This is a genomic window from Embleya sp. NPDC050154 (assembly GCF_044460165.1).
In the GTDB taxonomy this organism is placed as follows: domain Bacteria; phylum Actinomycetota; class Actinomycetes; order Streptomycetales; family Streptomycetaceae; genus Embleya.
This window is the reverse complement of sequence record NZ_JBITJP010000023.1, coordinates 102,804-122,171: the sequence shown is the minus strand read 5'-3', so window position 1 is coordinate 122,171 and position 19,368 is coordinate 102,804. Positions and strand designations below refer to the sequence as shown.

General features: G+C 70.6%; 19 protein-coding genes and 3 pseudogenes. 8 read left to right on the top strand and 14 right to left on the bottom strand.

The annotated features are described in order from the left end of the window. Nucleotides 1–124 precede the first annotated feature (124 nt). Nucleotides 125–271, top strand: coding sequence for a hypothetical protein (locus tag ACIBSV_RS37430; RefSeq protein ID WP_395871186.1), 147 nt, complete (start codon nt 125–127; stop codon nt 269–271). A gap of 15 nt (nt 272–286) precedes the next feature. On the opposite strand, the gene ACIBSV_RS37425 is transcribed toward ACIBSV_RS37430, so the two are convergent. After that, a complete protein-coding gene (locus ACIBSV_RS37425; RefSeq protein ID WP_395871298.1) occupies nt 287–544 on the bottom strand; it encodes a hypothetical protein in 258 nt (85 codons plus the stop codon). Nucleotides 545–750: 206 nt separating this feature from the next. On the opposite strand from ACIBSV_RS37425, the gene ACIBSV_RS37420 reads away from it, so the two are divergent. Further along, a complete protein-coding gene (locus tag ACIBSV_RS37420; RefSeq protein ID WP_395871296.1) occupies nt 751–1,290 on the top strand; it encodes a hypothetical protein in 540 nt (179 codons plus the stop codon). Nucleotides 1,291–1,334: 44 nt separating this feature from the next. Here ACIBSV_RS37420 and ACIBSV_RS37415 read toward each other — a convergent pair. Beyond that, nucleotides 1,335–1,916: pseudogene (locus ACIBSV_RS37415) on the bottom strand (phosphotransferase); the annotation flags it as partial. Here ACIBSV_RS37415 and ACIBSV_RS37410 point away from each other — a divergent pair. Next, complete coding sequence (locus ACIBSV_RS37410) at nt 1,870–2,007, top strand: hypothetical protein (protein ID WP_395871294.1); 138 nt, start codon at nt 1,870–1,872, stop codon at nt 2,005–2,007. The pseudogene ACIBSV_RS37415 and the gene ACIBSV_RS37410 sit on opposite strands and share 47 nt — an antisense overlap. Nucleotides 2,008–2,014: 7 nt before the next feature. Here ACIBSV_RS37410 and ACIBSV_RS37405 read toward each other — a convergent pair whose 3' ends face one another. Both ACIBSV_RS37405 and ACIBSV_RS37400 read right to left on the bottom strand, forming a co-directional pair. Continuing rightward, nucleotides 2,015–2,446, bottom strand: coding sequence for a GNAT family N-acetyltransferase (locus ACIBSV_RS37405; RefSeq protein ID WP_395871184.1), 432 nt, complete (start codon nt 2,444–2,446; stop codon nt 2,015–2,017). A 1,034-nt stretch (nt 2,447–3,480) separates the two neighbouring features. Next, a complete protein-coding gene (locus tag ACIBSV_RS37400; protein WP_395871182.1) occupies nt 3,481–3,957 on the bottom strand; it encodes a hypothetical protein in 477 nt (158 codons plus the stop codon). Nucleotides 3,958–4,123: 166 nt separating this feature from the next. Here ACIBSV_RS37400 and ACIBSV_RS37395 point away from each other — a divergent pair, with 166 nt between their 5' ends. Beyond that, nucleotides 4,124–4,381 carry a hypothetical protein gene (locus ACIBSV_RS37395; protein WP_395871180.1) on the top strand — a complete coding sequence of 86 codons (258 nt, stop codon included), beginning with the start codon at nt 4,124–4,126 and terminating at the stop codon, nt 4,379–4,381. A 46-nt stretch (nt 4,382–4,427) separates the two neighbouring features. Beyond that, the gene (locus ACIBSV_RS37390) at nt 4,428–4,640 is read left to right on the top strand and encodes a hypothetical protein (RefSeq protein WP_395871178.1); all 213 of its coding nucleotides are present in this window, start codon (nt 4,428–4,430) and stop codon (nt 4,638–4,640) included. A 258-nt stretch (nt 4,641–4,898) separates the two neighbouring features. On the opposite strand, the gene ACIBSV_RS37385 is transcribed toward ACIBSV_RS37390, so the two are convergent. The 7 genes and pseudogenes from ACIBSV_RS37385 to ACIBSV_RS37355 form a co-directional block, all read right to left on the bottom strand. Continuing rightward, nucleotides 4,899–5,060, bottom strand: a complete 162-nt coding sequence (locus ACIBSV_RS37385; protein ID WP_395871177.1) for a hypothetical protein — start codon at nt 5,058–5,060, stop codon at nt 4,899–4,901. Nucleotides 5,061–5,404: 344 nt separating this feature from the next. Then, a complete protein-coding gene (locus ACIBSV_RS37380; RefSeq protein WP_395871175.1) occupies nt 5,405–6,142 on the bottom strand; it encodes a hypothetical protein in 738 nt (245 codons plus the stop codon). Nucleotides 6,143–6,924: 782 nt separating this feature from the next. Next, nucleotides 6,925–7,407, bottom strand: a complete 483-nt coding sequence (locus tag ACIBSV_RS37375; protein WP_395871173.1) for a hypothetical protein — start codon at nt 7,405–7,407, stop codon at nt 6,925–6,927. Between the two features lie 576 nt (nt 7,408–7,983). After that, nucleotides 7,984–8,312: pseudogene (locus ACIBSV_RS37370) on the bottom strand (helix-turn-helix domain-containing protein). A gap of 134 nt (nt 8,313–8,446) precedes the next feature. Then, nucleotides 8,447–8,881: a tyrosine-type recombinase/integrase gene (locus tag ACIBSV_RS37365; RefSeq protein ID WP_395871171.1), complete on the bottom strand. Its 435-nt coding sequence runs from the start codon at nt 8,879–8,881 to the stop codon at nt 8,447–8,449. Beyond that, a complete protein-coding gene (locus ACIBSV_RS37360) occupies nt 8,851–9,414 on the bottom strand; it encodes a hypothetical protein (RefSeq protein ID WP_395871169.1) in 564 nt (187 codons plus the stop codon). The genes ACIBSV_RS37365 and ACIBSV_RS37360 overlap by 31 nt, the downstream gene beginning before the upstream one ends. A 498-nt stretch (nt 9,415–9,912) precedes the next feature. Next, the gene (locus ACIBSV_RS37355) at nt 9,913–10,476 is read right to left on the bottom strand and encodes a hypothetical protein (protein ID WP_395871167.1); all 564 of its coding nucleotides are present in this window, start codon (nt 10,474–10,476) and stop codon (nt 9,913–9,915) included. 148 nt (nt 10,477–10,624) lie between these two features. On the opposite strand from ACIBSV_RS37355, the gene ACIBSV_RS37350 reads away from it, so the two are divergent. Beyond that, complete coding sequence (locus tag ACIBSV_RS37350) at nt 10,625–10,888, top strand: 4a-hydroxytetrahydrobiopterin dehydratase (protein WP_395871165.1); 264 nt, start codon at nt 10,625–10,627, stop codon at nt 10,886–10,888. Nucleotides 10,889–11,789: 901 nt separating this feature from the next. Here the strand turns inward: ACIBSV_RS37350 and ACIBSV_RS37345 are convergent. Beyond that, entirely contained in the window at nt 11,790–12,842 is a 1,053-nt protein-coding gene (locus ACIBSV_RS37345; protein ID WP_395871163.1) for a ParB/RepB/Spo0J family partition protein, read from the bottom strand. Further along, a complete protein-coding gene (locus tag ACIBSV_RS37340) occupies nt 12,842–13,504 on the bottom strand; it encodes a ParA family protein (RefSeq protein WP_395871161.1) in 663 nt (220 codons plus the stop codon). Before ACIBSV_RS37340 ends, ACIBSV_RS37345 begins: the two co-directional genes overlap by 1 nt. 2,666 nt (nt 13,505–16,170) lie before the next feature. Here ACIBSV_RS37340 and speB point away from each other — a divergent pair. Beyond that, a complete protein-coding gene (speB, locus tag ACIBSV_RS37335; RefSeq protein WP_395871159.1) occupies nt 16,171–17,238 on the top strand; it encodes an agmatinase in 1,068 nt (355 codons plus the stop codon). Between the two features lie 716 nt (nt 17,239–17,954). Here the strand turns inward: speB and ACIBSV_RS37330 are convergent. After that, nucleotides 17,955–18,376, bottom strand: a pseudogene (locus ACIBSV_RS37330) (TSUP family transporter); the annotation flags it as partial. 140 nt (nt 18,377–18,516) lie between these two features. Here ACIBSV_RS37330 and ACIBSV_RS37325 point away from each other — a divergent pair. Further along, nucleotides 18,517–19,362, top strand: a complete 846-nt coding sequence (locus tag ACIBSV_RS37325; RefSeq protein ID WP_395871157.1) for a hypothetical protein — start codon at nt 18,517–18,519, stop codon at nt 19,360–19,362. The last annotated feature ends 6 nt before the right edge of the window (nt 19,363–19,368 follow it).

The window sequence follows — 19,368 nt, the reverse complement described above, 5'->3', positions numbered from 1 at the left end:
GGCTGTCGATGTGGGGGCTCGCAGCGGACCATCGGCAGGTGCCCGTCGGGTACCGGAAGACAACCCGGACGCAATCCGCCCCCACGGTCGTCCGGCGCGGGCCGTGCTTGAGGAAACGCAAGTCGTGCGCAACGGCCGGCTCGACGGCGCCGGCCTGGACGTCGCGCACCGCGGTACCGGGATCGGCCGGCAAGTCGCCCGGCGGCGTCCCGGCTGGGACAAGCCGAACGAGAGCCGGCGCGGGCCGCTGCTCGCGCCGGGGGCTGACTGAGTTGGGCTACACCGGCTACTTCACCTGCTCTGCAGGTACATCACCCAGGGCCGCGCCGAGGGCGCCAAGGACGCCGAACTCCTGGGGGGACCCACCGCCGCATTCCTCGAGATGGGCAAACTCGCCCGCCTCGTCGGAGTTTTTGCCCCGTTCCTGACCGCGACCGAGGCGCCCGAACACACCGCCGTGACCCGTCCGCTCGTACTCCACTGCCTGTTCGTCGAGCCGCTCCAGGGCGGGCGGGCGGCCGAACGCCTCCGGCAGCATGACCACCGTGCAGACCGCCAGGGTGTGGACGCGGGAGGGAAGCCGGCCGGTTCCGGTCCTGTGGGGCTCGGGGCGCGCGCCCTACCGCCGTGGGATGGGGAAATCGCGGGGGCGCAAGGCGAAGATGCCGACGGCTGCGGCTCGGGCGCGGGCGTTGGCCCGGTCCGGGTATCCGGAGTCCGCAGGCGACAACGCGGGCGGACGAGGAGCGGGTGGCGGGCGTGTTGGCGCAGGCGCCGCCGGATCGCCTGGTGGAGCAGTTGCTGCCGCAGTTGTGGTTGGCCCTCGCGGACGGGTTCCCGGCGAACGTGTGCGTGGACGCGTGCATCACGTTGAGTTTCGCGTTCGGGCAGTTCGGGATCGAGAGCCTGCTCCAGCCGGTCGACCTGACGATCGAGGACGCCTCGGGCGCGGTCGTGGTGCACGGTTCCCCGCGACCGTCGTGGAACGCGGCGGGCACCGAGTTCACCGGGCACTGCGTCTTGTGGTTGCCGGATTCGCGGCGGTTGATCGATCCCACCTTCGAACAGTACGAGCGGATGCGCCGCCTGGACCTGGGCCCGCTGGTGGCCCGCTCGGTCGCCTCCACCGACCCGGCCCGCGGCGGCCGGAGCTTGTCGGTGCGGGTCGGGTCGGCCGGCTTCATGAGGGCCAGGAAGAACAGGGACTTGACGAGCAGGAACTCGCCCAGGTGCTCGCTCACCCGGTGGCCGGTGGCCGGGAGCGACACCGCGTCCAGGGCGGCAAGGTAGCGGGAGCGTTGGGCGGCGCCGGCGGTGTAGCCCTTGCTGCCGCCGTTGAACGCGATGATCTCCAGCGCCGGGACGACGTCGTACCCGAGCGGCGCCGGGCAGTGGTGCTGCCAGTCGATGACCCCGGCGCGGAAAGCGTTCGGCAGCCCGTAGTCGAAGTGCGACCACACCAGCGGAACCGACCCCAGCCGGTCCAGGGCCCTGCCGGTCAGCGCGCGCACGCGCGGGGTGTCGAGGTCGGGGTTCTCGGCGAACACGTCGGCGGTGAACCCGGCCCGCTCGACCCACCCGCGCAGCGCACCGGGCGAGGCGGGCCGCGGGTGGGCGGCCTGTGCCGCGAGGAGCCGGGCGGCGATCGCGGCCGCGTCCTCGACCACTTCATCGGTCATGACGGCGGGTTGCCCGCATGGGGCGGCGAGGGCAGTGTCGTGCAGCGACGCCGACCCCAGGGACTCCTCGACGAAGTACGACCGGCCGGCCTTGGTGCCCTCGTCCACGACGCGCGGGACGGGATAGCCGAGTTCGCCGATCCGGCGCTGGAATCGCGCCTCCTCGCGCAGGTCGGCGCCGCCGGTCCGCTTGAAGAACCTCCCGTCCGGCCGCGGACTCGACCACGTCCGCGACACCGTCACCCTCCTCGCACCCCACCGAGGCGTGCCCGCCGTGCGCGACTACCTCGACAAGGCCCGCACCAGCCCCGCCCTGCGCACCGCCTGACGAGGACTCAACGCGCCGTGTCCGGCGACCACTCGGGGGCCAGCGCCGCGTACACGATCGTGTCCCGCCACGCGCCCCGCAGGAACACGTCCTGACGGCGCGTCCCCTCCAGGTACATCCCGGGCCGTTTCAACACCCGGCCCGACGCCGTGTTGTCCGGCTCGTGACCGGCCCACACCCGATGCAGACCCAACGTCGTGAACGCGTAGCCGAGCAACGCCTCCAGGGCGGCGCCCGCGTAGCCGCGGCCCCACGCCGACCGCCGCACTGCGAACCCGACGCTGCCCACGCCCGGCGACTCGATCACCAACGCGATCGTCCCCACCACCGAAGCGTCCTCGGCGGACTCGATCACCAGCAGGTACTTCGTCCGCGGTTCGCGCCGGGCGAGTTCGATGTTCTCCTCCACATAGGCGCGGGTCGCCGCCTCGTCACGCACCCCGAACCCCAGGACCGCACCACCTCCGCGTCGGACCCCTCCCCCACCGCACGGACATCGCCGGGAACGAGATCACGCAGGACCACACCACGACCCGACACCCGAACCGAACGAGAGAATCGGACCGGGGGACTCGACAGCCGCTCGGCGCTCACCCCATCACCGTAACGACCCGCACCACACCCAACACTCCGATTCCGGCGGACACGTCGGGCCGAGGCCACGGCCGGGTCCGGGGTTACTCGCGCGCAGTCCCGGTCACAAGACATGCGAAACGGCGCCGCCCCGAAGGTTCGGGGTGGCGCCGCGACAAGTCGAAGGTCGGTGAGCGTGGCCGCCTCACGGCGGAAGGCACACCGTGGCTCCAGCCGGACTGGTATTCCACGGAGGCAATGGTTGGGCCCGGGGGCACACCCTCACCGACGAGAAGCACAACCGGCCCCGGCCCGGAATCATTCCCCGCCGAGCCGCGCCCGCAGTCCCGGTCGCGGCGGGCACGACCGGAGGGCGGCCGCGCGGCCCCACCCCCGCGTGGGCCGCACGGCAACGTGGGGCGGCCCGCCCACCCGAGGGGGGGGTGCCGCGTGGGGAAGGGCGGGCCGACCACAACCACCAGACACCTCTCGGGGAGGAAAGGCCGCCGGTGGCCGCGAACACTACCCGCCCGCCCCGACAGGAGACCCCCGTCGGGGCGCCGGCGGGGGGAACCGACAGGCGTGGCACCTGCTCCACAGTGCAGGCAATCCGCCTGTCGGGTCGGCGGCGCGTGCCGTCACCCGGGGCCGCATCGCTCGTTGTGCCGACCGTAAAGGTCCGGCGTCCCCCCGTCGCCGGCTCGCACCACACCCGGCGGCCCCTCCCCCGAAGCCACCGGGAAACGGGAACGGTCGGCGCCGGTTGCGCGACACCGGCGCCGACCACCCCGACCGCGAACGCCGATCCGTCGCCGCTCGGCCCGGACCTTCCTCCCACAGGCCGGCCGCACCACGTTCGACGAGGCGCCTCGAGCACGTCGGCCGATCCCGCGTTCGGCATCACAAACGCGGCTCCCACCGCTCTCCGACCAAGGCCTCCTCCACCAGGCGAACCGCACGCTCGGTCGCCGCCGCACGCGCACCCTCGACCTCGTACATCCGCAACACCGCCCCCACCACCGAGGCCGGCACAACAGGGCCCAACTCCTCGCGGGCGGTGCCGTACCCGTGACGCGCCGCCGCCAACGCCGCCGACACATGTTGACGCGCCATCCGCGCCAGCACCACCGGATACCTGCGCAGCAGAGCGTGCCCCCGATAGCCGGGCGGGCACAGGTCGAACAACCAGGTCACAGCCGTCGCCTCCCAGCCCTCGACACCCGGCGGCCGCACCGCGGGCGGCCACCCCGGCGGGGCAACGCCGACCCGGCCCTGCGGCTTCGCCGGGGCTCCCTGCTCGGCGAGGACGCGGGCGAAACGACTCGGGCGCTCCCACGCCGGGGAGCCGTCGCCATCGTCATCGTCGCCACCGTACATATGTTCGATTATCGGTTTCACCGGCCGAAAAGGCACACCGTCGGCGTGTCCTCTCCCGCCTCACCAATGCCGACGGTGCCCGCCGGGTGATCCGTCCGAGCGAAATCAAGCCGGCCCGCCGGGGCGTCGCGGCAGCGAGCGGGGCGCCGTACATACCATCGAACGCATGTCCGAAGCATTGCCCGAACGTCTGCGTCCCCTGCTCGACCACCAGCTCGCGTTCGAACGCGCCCACCTCGAATGCCTACGGGTCGCGGCCACCGACGACGCCGAGGCCCTGGAGCGGGCGCGAGCCGCGCGGACGAACGCCATGTGGGCGCTGATCGCCGCCCGCGAGGAAGCGGGCGCCGCCGGCGCCGAGGACCGCGACGCCCTCAAGAAGGCCGCCATGGCCGTCCTCGCCGACGAGAGCGCCTCGACCTGATCGAACCGCCGCGCGCGGGACGCGGGCGTCGTCGCAGAATCGACGGGTGGACAGGGCCGGAGTACACACCTACCTCGAACTCGCCGACGGCACCGGCGCCGAGGTCACCGTCGACCTGTTCGACTGGCCCGACCCGCGCAGCGCCATACCGGGGGCCTGGACCGCGGTCGTCGACGACGGCCCGCCCCTGCCTGAGGGCACCGAAGGGGTCCTGCGCCCGGACGAGAAGAGCCGGCCGACGGCCACCCGTTCGTCGTGATCGCCTCCGCCGGCAGGGTCTCGCAACTCCGCGGCCGCGAACCCTCCTGAACGCCCTGCCCTGCGGCGAAGCGGCGTGGGCGCGGGCACCGAGCACGCGGTCGGGCGTCTCCCCCTTCGGTCTGGAGGAGACGCCCACCCACCACCGCGATCCTCCGGAGCCCCTGGAAGGGGAGGAACCGCGCCTGATCCCTGCCCCGCCGGCAGCCGACCGCACGCACCCGATCGGGTGAACCCCCAGGCCGCGGCCCGGACGCCGTCAGCTGGCGGCCGGCCGAACTCCCTCGCCGAAGAGGGCCACGTCCGCCGGGTCCAGGTCATCCCGCAGGCGCAGCAGACGGATCGGATGGCGCCATTTCCCGTGCTCGAACGCGGAGTCGACCGCGATCTCCGCGACGAGTTCCGGGGCGACCGGGATCATCGGGTGTCTGTCGCGAGAGCCCCAGGAAGGCGAGAACGTACGCCCGTGCCAAGGGTGGTCGGGCGCGGCCGCGGTCAGCCGCGCTGCACCAGGGCGGCGTGGACGCGGCGGTCCAGGACTGTACTGCGGCCCACGAACCGCAGCGACTCGGTGGTGTCAAACCGGTCAAACAGGACCGTGGTCGGATTCGCCAGGCTTCCGGCGACCGCTCCGACCACCGCCTCCGTCGTGTCCCGCGTTACTGGCGGAGGGACGTTATTCCCGAGGTGCGCTATTCCTCGGCTTCGGGCCGTCCGACTCGACCACCCGTAGATCGAGCCCCTGTGCAACTTGTTTGATCTCAGTCACGCTTCGATGCGGAGCCAGGCGTCGCCGGCGCGAAGCCACAGGGTGCCGTCGCGGCCCTGACCGCAGTGGAGAAGCATGCGGCCGGGGACCCGGATCCTGCGCTGGTCGGTGATGTTCCACGCGTCGCCGACCAGTTCGGCGCGTGTCACTTGCGTTGATCGCCGATTGTGGTCCCGACTCGTCAGAACCGCCCGACGGTCGCGCACGGCCAATCCGTCCGGGTCGCCCACCGGACTGGGCCAACTGGTCACCTCGCCGGTGGACGGGGTGACACGTGTGAGGAACGTGCCGCCGGGGCGGGTGCCGGCGTACCAGACCAGCCATACGTTGTCACCGTCGGTGGCGGCGGTGCACCCGTGCAGGGGTACGTCGGGAAGTTCCGCTCCCGGTGCCCAGACGGCCTGTCCGGCGGAACTCCAACCCGCAAGCCCGGCCGCCGACTCGAGGTGGCCTCCGTAGATACCCCGGTCGCCGTACGCCGTCCAGATCCCCCCGCTGCGGTCGGTCGCCAGCACGGTGATGTCATCGCCCAGGCAGAAGCTGCGCTCGGGTTCGCCTTCCGGCGAATACACCACGGCGTTCGGCTCCCATACGCCCGCCCCGCTGCGGTCCGCGCCACCGCCGGCCACGAGAAGTCGAGAGTCCGGAAGGATCGCGATGTGACCGGGACGTATGTACAGGTCCCCGAGCGGTCGACGGTCGAGGGAACCGTCGGTGTGGCGGGTCACCAGCACGCCGTCGAAGGGAACCTTCGGACCCCATCCGACCCAGCCTTTGACGTATCGGCTTTCGGTCAGATGCCGCCGATGGACTTGCAGAACGACAAGCTCCCCTGTCGGCCCGACACTCCACCACAAGGTACGACGCCCGGCCCACACGTCCGCGACAGGCGGACGCCAGACCTTCGTGATCTCGATGGCAGCCCGCACGCATCCCCCTCATGTCGAACCCAGTGCCTCCCAGGCACCGAAGAAATCCTATGGATCACCGACCTCGCGCGGTCGATCGCGGCTCCAAAGCAGCGCGGGCAGGTCTCCCGCCGGGTCCACACGGCACTTGTCGCCAAGATCATCATCCGGTCTCAGACGATCACCGCACACCTGCGTCTACTCGTCCGGCAACGCCTGCGTCCCAGCCCCACCCGACTCGACCGAGCGCAAGTTCTCGTGTCGACGTTCGGCAAGGTAGTCGTGCCAGTTGCCGCGGCTGCGGCAGGTCCACCGAGTCGCGCTCTCGATGGTCATCCCTGTGAGGTCCGCCGGAACCGCGGCCGGGAGATCGCAGGCCAACGACTCGAGCGCCCCGTTGCGACCGCCCCGGATCATGATGCCGTGTGCGGCCAACTCATCTCGGATCCGGGACTGACTGGGAGGCCTGAGACCGGACCACCCGAGGAACAACCAGAAGGGTTCGGTATCGACTCGGCTCAGGGACCGACGCTCGGGCTCGTGTCGCAGCGCCTCGACGACCAGAGCGGCCAATCGCGGAGGCAGCCGCAGCGGCTTGTCCCCGATCGTCAGGCGACCTCGCCGTCGCCGGTGACGCCAACTTGCGTCCGGGCCAATCGCAGAGAACGGTCGACAGGGACGCCCACCAGCAGTGCCAACGCGCCGATGATTCGAGCGGCGTGGGACATCGTCGTCGCGGTCAGGCAGATGTGAAGCTGTGCGGCGCGATCGATCTCCTCGATGAACACCGACGGTTCGGAGCGCGGCGTGCCCGGGATGGCCAGGGGCGGCGCCAGTCGGCGCGCGACGGCGAAGCGGACGAACGCCCGGAGTCTGTCCCGGACGTGGATGCTGCAGCCGTCCAGCAGACGATCGAGGTCGCCCTGCCCCACCCGCGCCAGGGGTATGTCCTGTTCGTCGAGCCAGGTGAGGAAGCTCGCCGCGGCCTTGACCTGGCCACGCACGATTAGGGCGGCGTTCCTGCCGAACGGTTGCCCGCGTAGTTTGCGACGGCGGCGGTGGATCAGGTCCCAGTGGGCGAACGGCGCCACGACGGCGGTGTGGGCACTCGGGAGGGTCGCCAGGTAGCGCCTCAGCCACGTCTCCAGTCTGCCGTGCTGCACCCCGCCGCCCCGAGCCCGTCCCGAGTGACCACCTCGGCGAGCCGGCCGCACGTTCCACAGGTCTCCGGGGGCTTGTCCCGGGCGTAGCACCGGCCGCAAATCCGCCCCTCGGGGCGGCGAGCGACCAGCCGCCGGTGTTCGCGGCATCGCACGCACGTCCCCGCCTGGTCATGGGTACTGCATGTGCCGCAGATACGCCCCCCGGGGTCGTCTTCGGCAGGGCCGGGGTTTCCCGATCACAACGGCGACAGCGCGGCCGCCACACCTGCGTGTGTCCCGCGGCCCGAAGGTGCCAGGCGATCCGGACGACCGAGATGGGGACCTGCAACGGACACTCCCCGGCCAGCACGTCGTGGTTCTCCCGCAGGTAGTGCGCTGCGTCCTTCTGCCTGTCCGCGCGGGCGGCGGTGACGATCTGGTCGGCCCGCTCGCGAGTCAGTGTGGGCAAACACGCACACAGCGCGTCGACGATCTCGGCCCGCCACAGCGGACCGTGCGCCGTGGTCACGTCGCCCCCGGACGGCCGATCGTCGTGCGGCGCACCGGAGTCGGCGGCTCGACCACCCCGCCGCCGGACGCCTTGCGGACCTGCGCGTTGGCGACCTGAACCTCGATCAGGTCGCCCGGCCCACAAGCGAGGATGTCGCAGAGCGCGGCCAACGTGTCCATCGACAGAGCTGCTGGGGCGGCTGTGTGACCAGGCGGAACACCTGCTCACGAGACAGATGCACGCCACGCTCCGCGAGAAGGGGCACCAAGTCCGACGTCGCGAACATGCCCCGCTCCGCCATGCGCAGCCTCAAGTGCCATGCGTAGCCCATCTTGCGGATCACTCGGGCTCCTCCCACAGATTCGGGTGTCGCTCACGCAACGAGCGCGCCAGCAGCCGGTTGCGGTACTCGTCCGAGACGCCCGTGTACAAGGCCGTCGTGGACGCGTAGGCGTGCCCGACCTGGGACTGGACGAATTACGCCGGATACCCGAACTCGATCAGATGGGTCACGTAACTGTGCCGAAGACAGTGCAACTCGAGCTCCGGTGCCAGCCCCGCCGCGCTACGCGCCCTGGCGAACGCCTCGTCCACACCGCGCAGACTGATCCGACTCCGCCGCTCGGTCACCCACAACGCGCCCGGGGAGAACCGCGGCCGCAACTCCTCGACCCACTGCTCGATCAACGGCACCACCCAATCCATCTCCGGCACCGTCAACACCGTGCGCCACCGCGGCGGACCACCCCGAGACGCCTTGCCCCAGCGCACGAACAACGCCCCGCACCGCCCGAACGCGGGAATCCGCGGATTGCGCCGAAGATCGACCAGCTCCAGCCGGGCGGCCTCACGACGCCGGAGCCCGAACGCGTAGATCACCTTCAACAACACCGCGTCCCGGTGCGCGGCCAACGCGCCCTTGCGACCGGTCGCGCGAATGGACTCGACCCGTCCGTCCGCACGTCGAACAACGCCTGCACCTCGTCGTAGGACAATGGCCGCCGCTCCGGACGCCCCTCGAAATCCGAACCGTGCCGCACGGTGTTCCACTCGTGCAGCAACTGCCTCGGCACCGCACCCACCCGCTCCCGGCAAGTCTCCGGCCACCCGTAGCGCGGGTCGGTGACGAACTCCAGGAACTCGGCACGGGTGCGGTTCATCCGCCGCTGGAGCAGATCGAACGCGAGCTTCCCGTCGTGCCAGACCACGAGCTCGCCGTCCAGAAGCACGTCCACGTCCGGCAGATCCCGATCGGCGGCCCGGGCGATGTCCGCGAACGCGTCCGACAGGTCGGTCCCCCGCCGGGACACGACCCGCGCCGGGCCACCGGTCGGGCGGGCCACCCAGGAACGGAAGCCGTCCCACTTCGGCTCGAACACCCCCGCGTGCGGTAGGGATTCGACTTGGGCGGCCAGTATCGGATCGGACGGGACCGTGATCGTCATGGGCAGCCTCTACCACGGGTGGGCATACCGCAGTCGGAGAGCGCGCGGAGCAACAGCGTCTGGCCCGTCTCGGAACACGCGCGAACCGGGACCGTCGAGCGTTCATGAACCGAATCGCCCTTACTCGCACGTTCGTTCCTGGAGAAGTGATTCGAGCTCGAAGCATAATGCTGTCCGCAAACCTCAAGCCGCCCGAGGACCATCCTCAATCGCACCGGGCGAACTCATGCCGATCACGGTTCGTGCCAGCATCGGACAGGCGCGTCTGGTTTGCGCTCTGATCGTGTGTCTCGGCCACCCCGTGGCATCGCGACCGGCTCGCTCAAGCGGGCATCTCCAGGCCGGCCGGGCCTTCCTCGGCGCCGGCGCCGGTTGTATCCGGGTGGTGCCCCCACGTCCCGGTGATCGCTCTCCCGCAGTGCGCGCCGACTTCGCACCGTCAGTCACCGCCCAGTCATCCGGCCCGCTCGGCGGTGAACCGGTCGTCGATGTCGCCGGTCATCTGTTGGTCTCCTGGTCGTGGATCCGGCGGCGGACGATGCGGTCGGCTATGGCGGCGCGGATGCCCTCGCTGGCGAGCCCTCGACCGAGGCGCCCGTGCAGCTCGGCGACCTGGTCGATGGTCAGGCCGGTCACCGGTGTCGGGTCGAGGCACAGCCGAGGCTCGGGCGGTGTGGTGGCGGGGATCAGGTCGGGGCGGTGTCGGCCGATGTCGCCCAGGAGGACCCGGCGGTGGTGTTCCCCGATGTGCGCAACCACGCCCGGTTCACGGTCGATCGGGTGGACGACGACCCGCAGGAGAAGGCCGAATCCGTCCCGGACCACGCGCGCCCGGCCGGGCTGCGGCTCCTGGGGGTGCCGAGGACACAGCAGGGTCTGCGCGAGCGCGGCCACCTCGGCCTCGGTGAGGTGCACGGCGACGCGGTCGAGCTGCACGGCCGGTGCGTGCATCCCCGCCGAGACGACCGTGAGGCGCCACGGCCGCGGGTGCTCCACGGGCACGAGGTGGATGCTCCAGGCGGGCAGGGTGACGGTCTCGACCGCCGCCTCGCTGTCGGTCACGAGACCTCCCATCGTGGGTGAGCGCGAGTGGTTGCCTCGAAGTCGGCCGACGAGGGCCCCGGGGCCGCTCGATGCGCTGCGACGACAACGGGTGGCTTCCCCGTCGGGTCGACAGCCGGTGCCCGGCCACGCCTCGCGGTGAGCCGGAGTGGAACGAGGCCACAACACGCACCGTAAGGCCGGCTGCTTCTCCGAATCGGTGGTGTTTCTCCGGATTTCTCCGAGAGCGACGAAACGTGTCTCGGCAATTCACGCCAGGGGCCACCACTGGGACGCGACCCTCGGCTACAAGACGGTGCACATCAGCATCAGTTCCAGCGACCTCGGCGGATGCGTCGCCGAGCACGACCTCGAACTCGCCCGCCGAATCGAAGCCGCCGCACCGGCACACGGCGCCGTACCGGTCGACTGACCGTCCGAGCACGTCATCGCCGACCTCACGTGGGAGTCGGTTCTCCGATGGGGCGACGCTTTACGGCCGTCAAGTCTCGCCGATGATGGGTGATGCGCGTTCTCGTCGAGCGCCACTCCCCTCCCCCGTCCCCGTCTCCCGACGTACCCATCCCGTCGACCACCACCCGATGCCTCCGTTGGCGAGCAAGTCGTCGCGAGCTCAGGGTCGCGAACGCCGCAACAGAGACCGAAGCAGGTTCGAGTGGGCATGTCGATCTGCGTAATTGCGACAGCGCAGGGGCGAGCCGACAGGGGTCGCTGATCGCGCGCGATGCCGGTGAACGGTGGTACCGGGCCGCCGACTCGCAATTGCGTGTCCTTCCGGCGGGGGCAGCCCGCATCCGGCGCGGTCCTGGGGCACGCATGGACGGGAGTGGTATCACGACCGGGGATGTACGAGGTTCGTGGCTGCGGATGCGCCGCAGTGTCGTCCGGCTCGCCAACGGCGGGATGCGTCGGTTGGGAACACGGGGTCCCCGGGGTCCTGTCGGACTTTACGGCCGTCAAGTCTTCGCACATACGCGCCCAAGGCAAGGCATCGATCACCCGGAAGGTACGGGGCATCGAGTGCTCAGGGGATCCTCGACGCGAGACACCGGCTCTCCGGGCGGGGGAACTTTACGGCCGTCAAGTCCGCAAGCGACGTCAAGGGATGTGCCTCCAGGACAACCCCGGCCCTCTCCCCCGGTGTTCGCAGCGCTTCACCTGTGCCGACAAGCCGTGGGGGCCGGGAACCGGCGAGGCACCGGCGGTTCGGCGTGGAGCACCGTAGACGGTCCGGCCGTCGGGTTCTCGAGGCGGATGGCAGGCTGTGGAAAGGCCCCGGCGAACCGTGGTTCGCCGGGGCCGGTGGTACCGGGTCAGTCCGCGATGCTGAGGAGCTTCGCCAGGGCCGTTCGGCTCTCGGGAGTCATGTACTCGCGGAGTATCCGGTCCAGTTCCTCGGGCGAGTCCCACGGCAGCGCGGGCGCCGGTCCTGGCGGGGAGGACTTTACGGCCGTCAAGTTCCCGATCTCGCGGACTCCCGTCGCGGGCGGTGTGACGGGACTCGCTGCCACGGGCGACGCGGCCGGCGGCCGGCCGGGGGAACTCGTCGACGCCCGGGGGAGATCGACGGCTTCGCGAACCGGGGGCAAAACCTGAGGCTTTACGGCCGTCAAGTCCTCCGGCTGTTCGACGCTCGCCGGCGAGGGAGCGGCAAGTTCCTTCCGGCCCCTGGGCACGGAAGCGCGGGCTGCCCGCTCTTCGTCCCACCACGCGACTTGGCTCGCGTCGTCGAGCCCGAGGTCCTTGATGGCCTTGGCCAGGTTGCGGGCCTTCTCGACCGGCATCTGCCGCGAGCTGACCAGGGCCTGCATGGCGGGCGACAGCCGCAGGAGGGAACGGCGTTGGGAGACCCATGCCTCGTGCTTGCCGCGGTGTTCCGCGACCGCGCGGGCGCTGCCGAACTCGACGACCATCTGCTCGACCGCGCGGGCCTCCTCGATCGGGTCGAAGTTCATCCGGTCGAGGTTCTCGGAGAGCACCGCGTCCAGGAATTCCTTCCGGGAGGAGGCGATGCCTTCCCGGATGACGGCCTCGATCGTGCCGAGTCCCACCTGGGTCGCGGCGCGGTAGCGGCGCTCGCCGTTGGCGATGACGTAGGTGGTCGTGCCGATCCTGTCCGTGTGTTCGGGGAAGAGCTTGAGGTACAGGGTCCGCGAGACCACGACGATCGGCTGGAGTTGCCGGCGCCGCATGCTCTCGCCGAGCTCGCGCAGTGTTTCCGTGCCGCCGAACTCGGTCCGCGGGTTGAGCGGCGTGGGGACGATCCTGCCGAGTTCGAGGCTGACCAGCGTCGGCATGGTGCGGCCGGGGATGTCCTCGACCTTTTGTCCGGCGAGGGAAGCCAGGCTGGTGCGTTGCCCTGCCATCAGTTGCTCCCCCCGCCGTATCCGAGTTCCAGGGCGAGACGGAAGAAGTCCTCGCGGGCTTCCATCGCGACCCTGTTCTTCGCGTACTGGGTCACGACCTGGCCCTCGGCGGCGGCCCTCGTGTGGACCTTGTAGCGGCGAATCACCGTCTTGGTGCCGGGCCAGCCCTGGGCCGCGACGTACTCCTTGGTCTGGTCGAGGTCGACCAGGCCGTCGCGGGGATCCCAGTTGTTGATGACCACCCGGAACGGCAGCCCCGTCGGTTCGATGACCTTCGCGATGGTGCGGGCGGTCGGGTCGAACGCGAGCGCCTCCGGAGGAAGCGGCACGATCACATCGTGCGCGACCTCGAGGGCCTTCCGGAGGAGTTCCTCGTCCTGCAGGCTGCCCGGGGTGTCGATGAACACGTGCTGGAGACCCTTGTCGCTCTCCCCCAGGACGTCCGCGCACACTGCCCCCAGGTTCAGGGTCGTCGTGGTCTTGCCGACGCCGCCCTTCTGGTTCGCGATGACGTGGACCTTCGCGCCGGTCCCCCTCAGGACTTCGAGGTTCTCCGGGGTCTCGTGCTCCTGCGAAAAATCGAAGGGCAGGTTGGTGATGCGGTTCGCCCACCAGACACTTGATGCCTGGGGGTCGAGCGATACGACATAGACGCTGGCCATCTGCTCCGTTTGCTTCCCGTGGGTTCCGGTACTTCGGGCAGGGAGCAGTTTTCCAGACAACTGGGTCGTGATCGTGCGGGACCCGGCGTTAACCGCGAGATCTCACACGGTCGGCCGGTCCGGGACGAGGACTTTACGGCCGTCAAGTTCTCGTTTCGGCGGGCCGATTCGCGCCGCCGGCAGGTGAACGGGTCGACCCGGTTCCGGGCATTCCCGGGCGTCATCGCCCTCGATGGACCACCTGCGGCGGCGTCCCGCTGTCGTCCCTTTTCGCAGGTACCGGCCGGGTCGGCCACGACGGTGCAGGTATCTGCGGATGCCGGTGACTGGCACGCAGGATCACCTGCACGGGATCCGGGACTTCTGTCACCGGGGATCGGGCCGCGTATGAGGGGAGATGCCGATGCGTGGGGCCCTCAGGTGGATCGGATCCCTCTCGGCTGCCTTGTCCCTTGTCCGCTCGTCGGGATCGAGTGCCGTGCGGCACTGCCCCGTTGGCACCGAACGCCACGGCAGGGCGTCGACGACGGACAGCCACAACAGGCGTGTCGGCACAGCCCCGCGGTCTCCGGAGGCGTGGACTTTACGGCCGTCAAGTTCCTGCCGGTGCGAACGCGACCTCGACCCGGTCCTCTTCGGGGACTCCTCGGGCGGGTCGGACTCCGCGATGATCCGACCCCGGACTTTACGGCCGTCAAGTCTCCGCGGCCGTCGTCGCCTTGGCTCCGGAGTGGAACTCCGGCTCGACTCGCTCTCCGGATGCGTGCTCGGAACCAACAGGCGGCTGCTCGGCGGGCCCGGGATTCGAACTTTACGGCCGTCAAGTCCGTCGGGCCCCGGGAAGGACGGGCGTGGGTCGGGCCCCGAGGCGCGACCCACACGCGTTGTCGGAGCGAATATCTCGCCGTGGATCGAAGATGTCCTTGGGGACGCCGCTGCCCGCCGAGGCAACGAGGCCCTTGCCCTGCCGATCCGTTGGCGAAGCCTGAGCTCAGCAGACACGACACGACGAACGAATCGCTCCCGTGTTGTCGGTAGGTGGCGGCGGATCCCTTACGGGGCCGCCGGCTCGTGTCGGGTGGCCCGCCCCTCCACCGGACACGAAACCCTGTGGGCGACATCCGAGAGCCTGCGCCGCCCGACACGAAGGCGACACACCTGCCGGGACGACCCGTGCCACCGTCCGAGCGGGGCCGTCGTCGAGACCGCCTCGCGTCGCTCCGCCATGTCCGACCGGGTGAGCTCGCCCGACACACACGGCGGATCGAGACTTCACGCCACACTCGCGCGGCCGTCACCCACCGACAGGGCCCCACGCCGTGCAGCGCAACCTCGTGCAACGTTCTGCTGTCCGGCCTGCCCACCAGGCGAAGCGGGTCGGGACGACTACGGCAGGCAGCGCCTGCTCCCGACCCGACACATGGATCGGGCGGGAAGCCGTCATGTCGGCCGACACGTTCGTGGCGCCTCGTATCCGCAGGGCCGACACGAGGGGCTTGTCGGGTGGTGTCGGCTCCGAACAACCCGACACCGGCACCCGACAGTCGTGTCGGGTGTATGGAGCGGTCATGATGTCGGCCGACATGGTCGCGAAGCCGTTGTCGGGTGACCCGACACGCTCGTGCCGGTGGGGCGACACGTCGTGTCGGGTGCACGCTTCGCGCAGGTCGCCGCCACGACCGGCGTCGCGTCTTGAACGGGGCCGACGATCGGATGCCGGCCGCTGCAGGTCGCGTCCCTCGGCCGTGCGAGTTGCCGGCGAAGGTCGTTGTGGATGCCGGACGTGCAGGGCCCGGCCTGTCCGTGTGCGGACCCGGTGCGATCGCCGCCGGCGCGCTGGACGTTCGGTTCGGGTCCGCGAGGTTCGCTGGAGGTTCCGGCACATGTGGGGGAGTGGGTCGACACGTCCTGGATCGTGAGCTCGGGGGCTTTCTGCCTCTGGAGCAGGGACGTGCTGGCGGCCAAGTTCCTCTGTGCGAGCGAAACCGCAGATCGACCCCTCGGATTCTCCGAGGCGGACTCCGCCGGGGTCTCGACTTCGGACTTTACGGCCGTCAATTTCCGCACTCGTTGCCTCGGCCTCGAGAGCGAGCGAGGCCACGGCAGGATCGTCTCTCCAGGCGTGGTCCTCCGCGGGCCAACGCTCCCTGGCGGTCCCGGACTCAGGCTTTACGGCCGTCAAGTTCGTCGGGCCGCAGGAGGCGGGCGTCCGGTGACGTAGGGCCCGGACGCGAAGGAGGAACGCGCACACCTGTCGGCCGGGTTGTCTTCGACGGCGGAATGTCGTCAGCGGCCGCCCCGCATCGGCGGCAGTCGCAGGCGTGGAGGGCAGACCTCATCGCCGATCGTCCGTCCGGCGCGTCGCAGTTCGACGACCGTGAGCACGGGGTACTCGGTCTGCCCGGCCACTGAACGTCGGAGACTCCGCGGTTGCCACCGGGACGGTCGTTCAACAGGATCCAAGTCCGGAACGGATGTCCGGGGCCGTCCGTGCCACCGCTCACTCTCGGACGATGCGCCGCATTCGTGGTCCGGGCGCCCTCCCCGGGGAGCATCTCGCAACACGAATGAGGAATCGCGAGGTCCTCCGCGTGGATCCATCCGAATGCTTCGATCACCCGGTCGTGACAGCACATCGCACCGGGACGTCCTCGAGAGGCACCACCATGCAGAACCCTCCCGTCACGATGTTCGGCCCCCCGATCACCTTCCTCGGGGTTCAGGCATGCGACCTCGACGCGCCGGCCGGCTACGCCGATGCGGACGTCGTGGTCCTCGGCGCCCCGCTCGACGGTGGCACCTCCCACCGTTCCGGCGCACGATTCGGCCCGTCCGCCGTCCGCCAGGCGTGCTACCTGCCACAGACCGGATCACGGCCGAGCCTGGCATTGCGCGTCGACGCCCTGCGGGACCTGAAGGTCTACGACGCCGGAGACGTGGCCGTCTACAACGGCGACATGGAGGAATCGGTCAAGCGCATCGAAGCGGCCGTCTTCAAGATCGCCTCCTCGGGCGCCATCCCGATCGTCCTGGGCGGCGATCACACCATCGCCTGGCCGGACCACACCGGCGTCGCCCGACACCTCGGCTTCGGCAGGGTGTCCATGATCCATTTCGATGCCCACGCCGACACCGCCGATACCCAGTTCGGCTCCCTCGTGGCCCACGGTACCCCCATGCGCCGCCTGATCGAATCCGGCGCCCTGCGCGGCGACCGTTTCCTCCAGATCGGACTCCGCGGCTACTGGCCGGACCCGCCGATTCTGCAGTGGATGGCGCAACACGGGCTCCGCTCCTTCGAGATGACCGAAATCGTCGAGCGAGGACTCGACGACTGCCTGTCCGAAGCGGCCGGCATCGCCCTCGACGACTGCGAAGGAGTGTTCCTCTCGGTCGACGTCGACGTCGTCGACCCCGGCTCTGCACCCGGCACCGGCACACCCGAACCCGGTGGGCTCTCACCGCGGCAGCTCCTCGACGCGGTCCGGCGCCTGTGCTACGAACTACCCGTGGTCGGCCTGGACCTGGTCGAGGTCTCGCCGCCCTACGACCACGCCGACGTCACCGCCCTGCTCGGCAACCGGGTCGTCCTCGAGGCGCTGTCCGCCATCGCCCGACGCCGCAAGGACCATCGCGACGGCACCACCTGGGACCGCCGCGAACCGCTGCTGCACGGACGAGACGCCGACGAACAACTCCGGCACATCGACAACGGCCGCACACACGGTCGCTAGGACCTCCGTCGGACACCCCGTGCCTCAGGGGCGTCAAGCCGCCCGTGAACGTCGACCGGGTACGGGCCCTGCCGAACGTGGTGGCGGCCGAGTTCGGCGAACGCTCGAATTCGGCTCGAAGCCGACGAGGGTGGCCTCGTGCTCGATGAAAAGAGGCCCGCGTCTCGACGGTGAGTCGGACGGTATCGCCGAAGCGCTCCGCAAGCGGCAACACGCGGTCGCCCCCGAAGCCGAGCGCGCCGCCGCCGTGGATCATCGCGCCGCCCGGTTCCCTCCCACCGAGTTCGTCGCCATGCGCTTTCCCCTCGGGGTGTCCGCCGCGCCGGGACTTTACGGCCGTCAAGTTCTGCGGCTGTCGCCTCGGCCTCGGTAACGGGCGACTGCGGCCGCATCGTCTCACCCGGACGCGCGTCCTGCGTGGATCGACGCCCTCGGCAGTCCGGGCCGGACTTTACGGCCGTCAAGTTCGTCGGGCTGGGGGAGAGGCGGGCATCGGGTGGCGCAAGCCCCGGACGTGAAGGGGAACGCGCACACCGGTCGGCATGGATGCCGTCGACGCCGGAATGCCGTCGACAGCGGCCGGTCCCGAAACGGTGGTGACCTTGGCTTCGTCCATGAGCTCGGGCGGCACTTCGACATCGGTTCGGGAGGCAATGAGCCCTGGTGTCAGCGTCGGAATGGCCGTGAGGTTGGGCGGCGCCTCCGTGCGGGCGTTCTCAGCGCAGGCCTTGGAAGGCGTAGAGCATGCCGACCCCTGCGGCGACGGCGCCCAGCAGGTGGCGCAGGGGGTTTCGGGCAGGCGGGGTTGGAGGGCGGCGCCGAGGTATCCGCCGCCCAGTCCGCAGGCCAGGCCGGTCGGCCAGTCGGGGGCGACGTCGCCGGTCGCGGTGAGGGAGAGCAGCGCCAACGTCGCGGCGCCGACCACCGAGGTGACGAAGGTGGAGGCCAGTGCCGCGGGTGCGACCGTGGCGACGGGCGTGCCGCGTCCGACCAGGATCGGGCCGAGCAGGGAGCCGCCGCCGATCCCGTAGATCCCGCCGACGACGCCGACCGCCGCAGCCAGCCTCCCGGTGGCGCGGGGTGAGGGCTGCGCCCCGGTGCTGCGACCGGGCGCCGGACCACGCAGGGTTCGGGCGCAGCACGTCGTTTGGCGCGGAGGACCCTCGAACAGCCCGGTCGGCCGGTCAGCGCACAGAGGTCGTCGGGTCTGCGCGTCGGATGGCGTGGAAAGTCGGGTTTCGGCGCGGTTGTCGGGGAACGTGGCGCGTGGTGTGTTCGATGAGAGTCTCGAGTTCGGGTGTGGCCAGGTCGGCGGTGGCGGCCGGTTGCGATGTCGTCGAGGAGTTCGTCGGGGCTGACGGTGAGGCCGACGCGTCTGGTGGTGGCGGGGGTTTCGCCGGTGAAGGCCCAGCGGATCGCGGCGCCGAGGCTGTAGGTCTCGGCTTCCTCGGTCAGGTCAACGTGGGTGTCGGCGAGGACGCGGTCGATCTCGGGGGCGGTGGCGTGGTCCGTGCCGCCCCGGTAGGGGAAGGGCAGCGGGAGCAGGTCCCGGTGGTGGGCGCGGTCCCAATCGATGAAGACGACCTCGTCGTTCGCGGTGACGAGGGTTTTGAACGGTGTGACGTCGCCGTGGCGCCATCCGGCGGCGTGCAGGCGGCGCAGTTCGGCGAACGCGGTGTTGGCGATGTCGAGCAGTCGTCCTGCGTGGTCTGCCGGGAGGTGGCCTTCGCAAGCGGGGGCGAACACCTGCCACAGGGTGTATCCGGGGAGCCATCCGATCGCGTTCCACACGCCGTTCCCGCGGTGTCCGTGCGCGCCGTCGACGGGTACAGCCCGCCCGCGTGGAGGAGTCCGACGGCGTCCGCCTCGTGCAGGAGCCGGCCGGCCGGGTCGCTCGGCGGGGACGGCGGTCTTGATCTTCCACTGGCCGGCGCGCCACGCGTTGTCGTGGTCCTCGGTCAATGGGCGCGGTCGGTCCCGGACACCGAGATGGTGGAGGGCGTCGGCCGGCAGCGGGTCGACGTCGGCAACGGTGATCCCCGCCCTCGTGGCGATGCGCACCCCGGTGATCCGAGAGATCGACGCCGAACGGTGAACCGCCGCCCCGGGTCGCGCCGGGCGTAACGTGCG

Bases quoted from the DNA above. Each gene is read 5' to 3' on its own strand.
- speB (WP_395871159.1), top strand. From the start codon at position 16,171: ATGCAGAACCCTCCCGTCACGATGTTCGGCCCCCCGATCACCTTCCTC.
- ACIBSV_RS37395 (WP_395871180.1), top strand. From the start codon at position 4,124: ATGTCCGAAGCATTGCCCGAACGTCTGCGTCCCCTGCTCGACCACCAG.
- ACIBSV_RS37325 (WP_395871157.1), top strand. From the start codon at position 18,517: ATGAGAGTCTCGAGTTCGGGTGTGGCCAGGTCGGCGGTGGCGGCCGGT.
- ACIBSV_RS37400 (WP_395871182.1), bottom strand. From the start codon at position 3,957: ATGTACGGTGGCGACGATGACGATGGCGACGGCTCCCCGGCGTGGGAG.
- ACIBSV_RS37385 (WP_395871177.1), bottom strand. From the start codon at position 5,060: ATGATCCCGGTCGCCCCGGAACTCGTCGCGGAGATCGCGGTCGACTCC.
- ACIBSV_RS37340 (WP_395871161.1), bottom strand. From the start codon at position 13,504: ATGGCCAGCGTCTATGTCGTATCGCTCGACCCCCAGGCATCAAGTGTC.
- ACIBSV_RS37345 (WP_395871163.1), bottom strand. From the start codon at position 12,842: ATGGCAGGGCAACGCACCAGCCTGGCTTCCCTCGCCGGACAAAAGGTC.
- ACIBSV_RS37360 (WP_395871169.1), bottom strand. From the start codon at position 9,414: ATGACGATCACGGTCCCGTCCGATCCGATACTGGCCGCCCAAGTCGAA.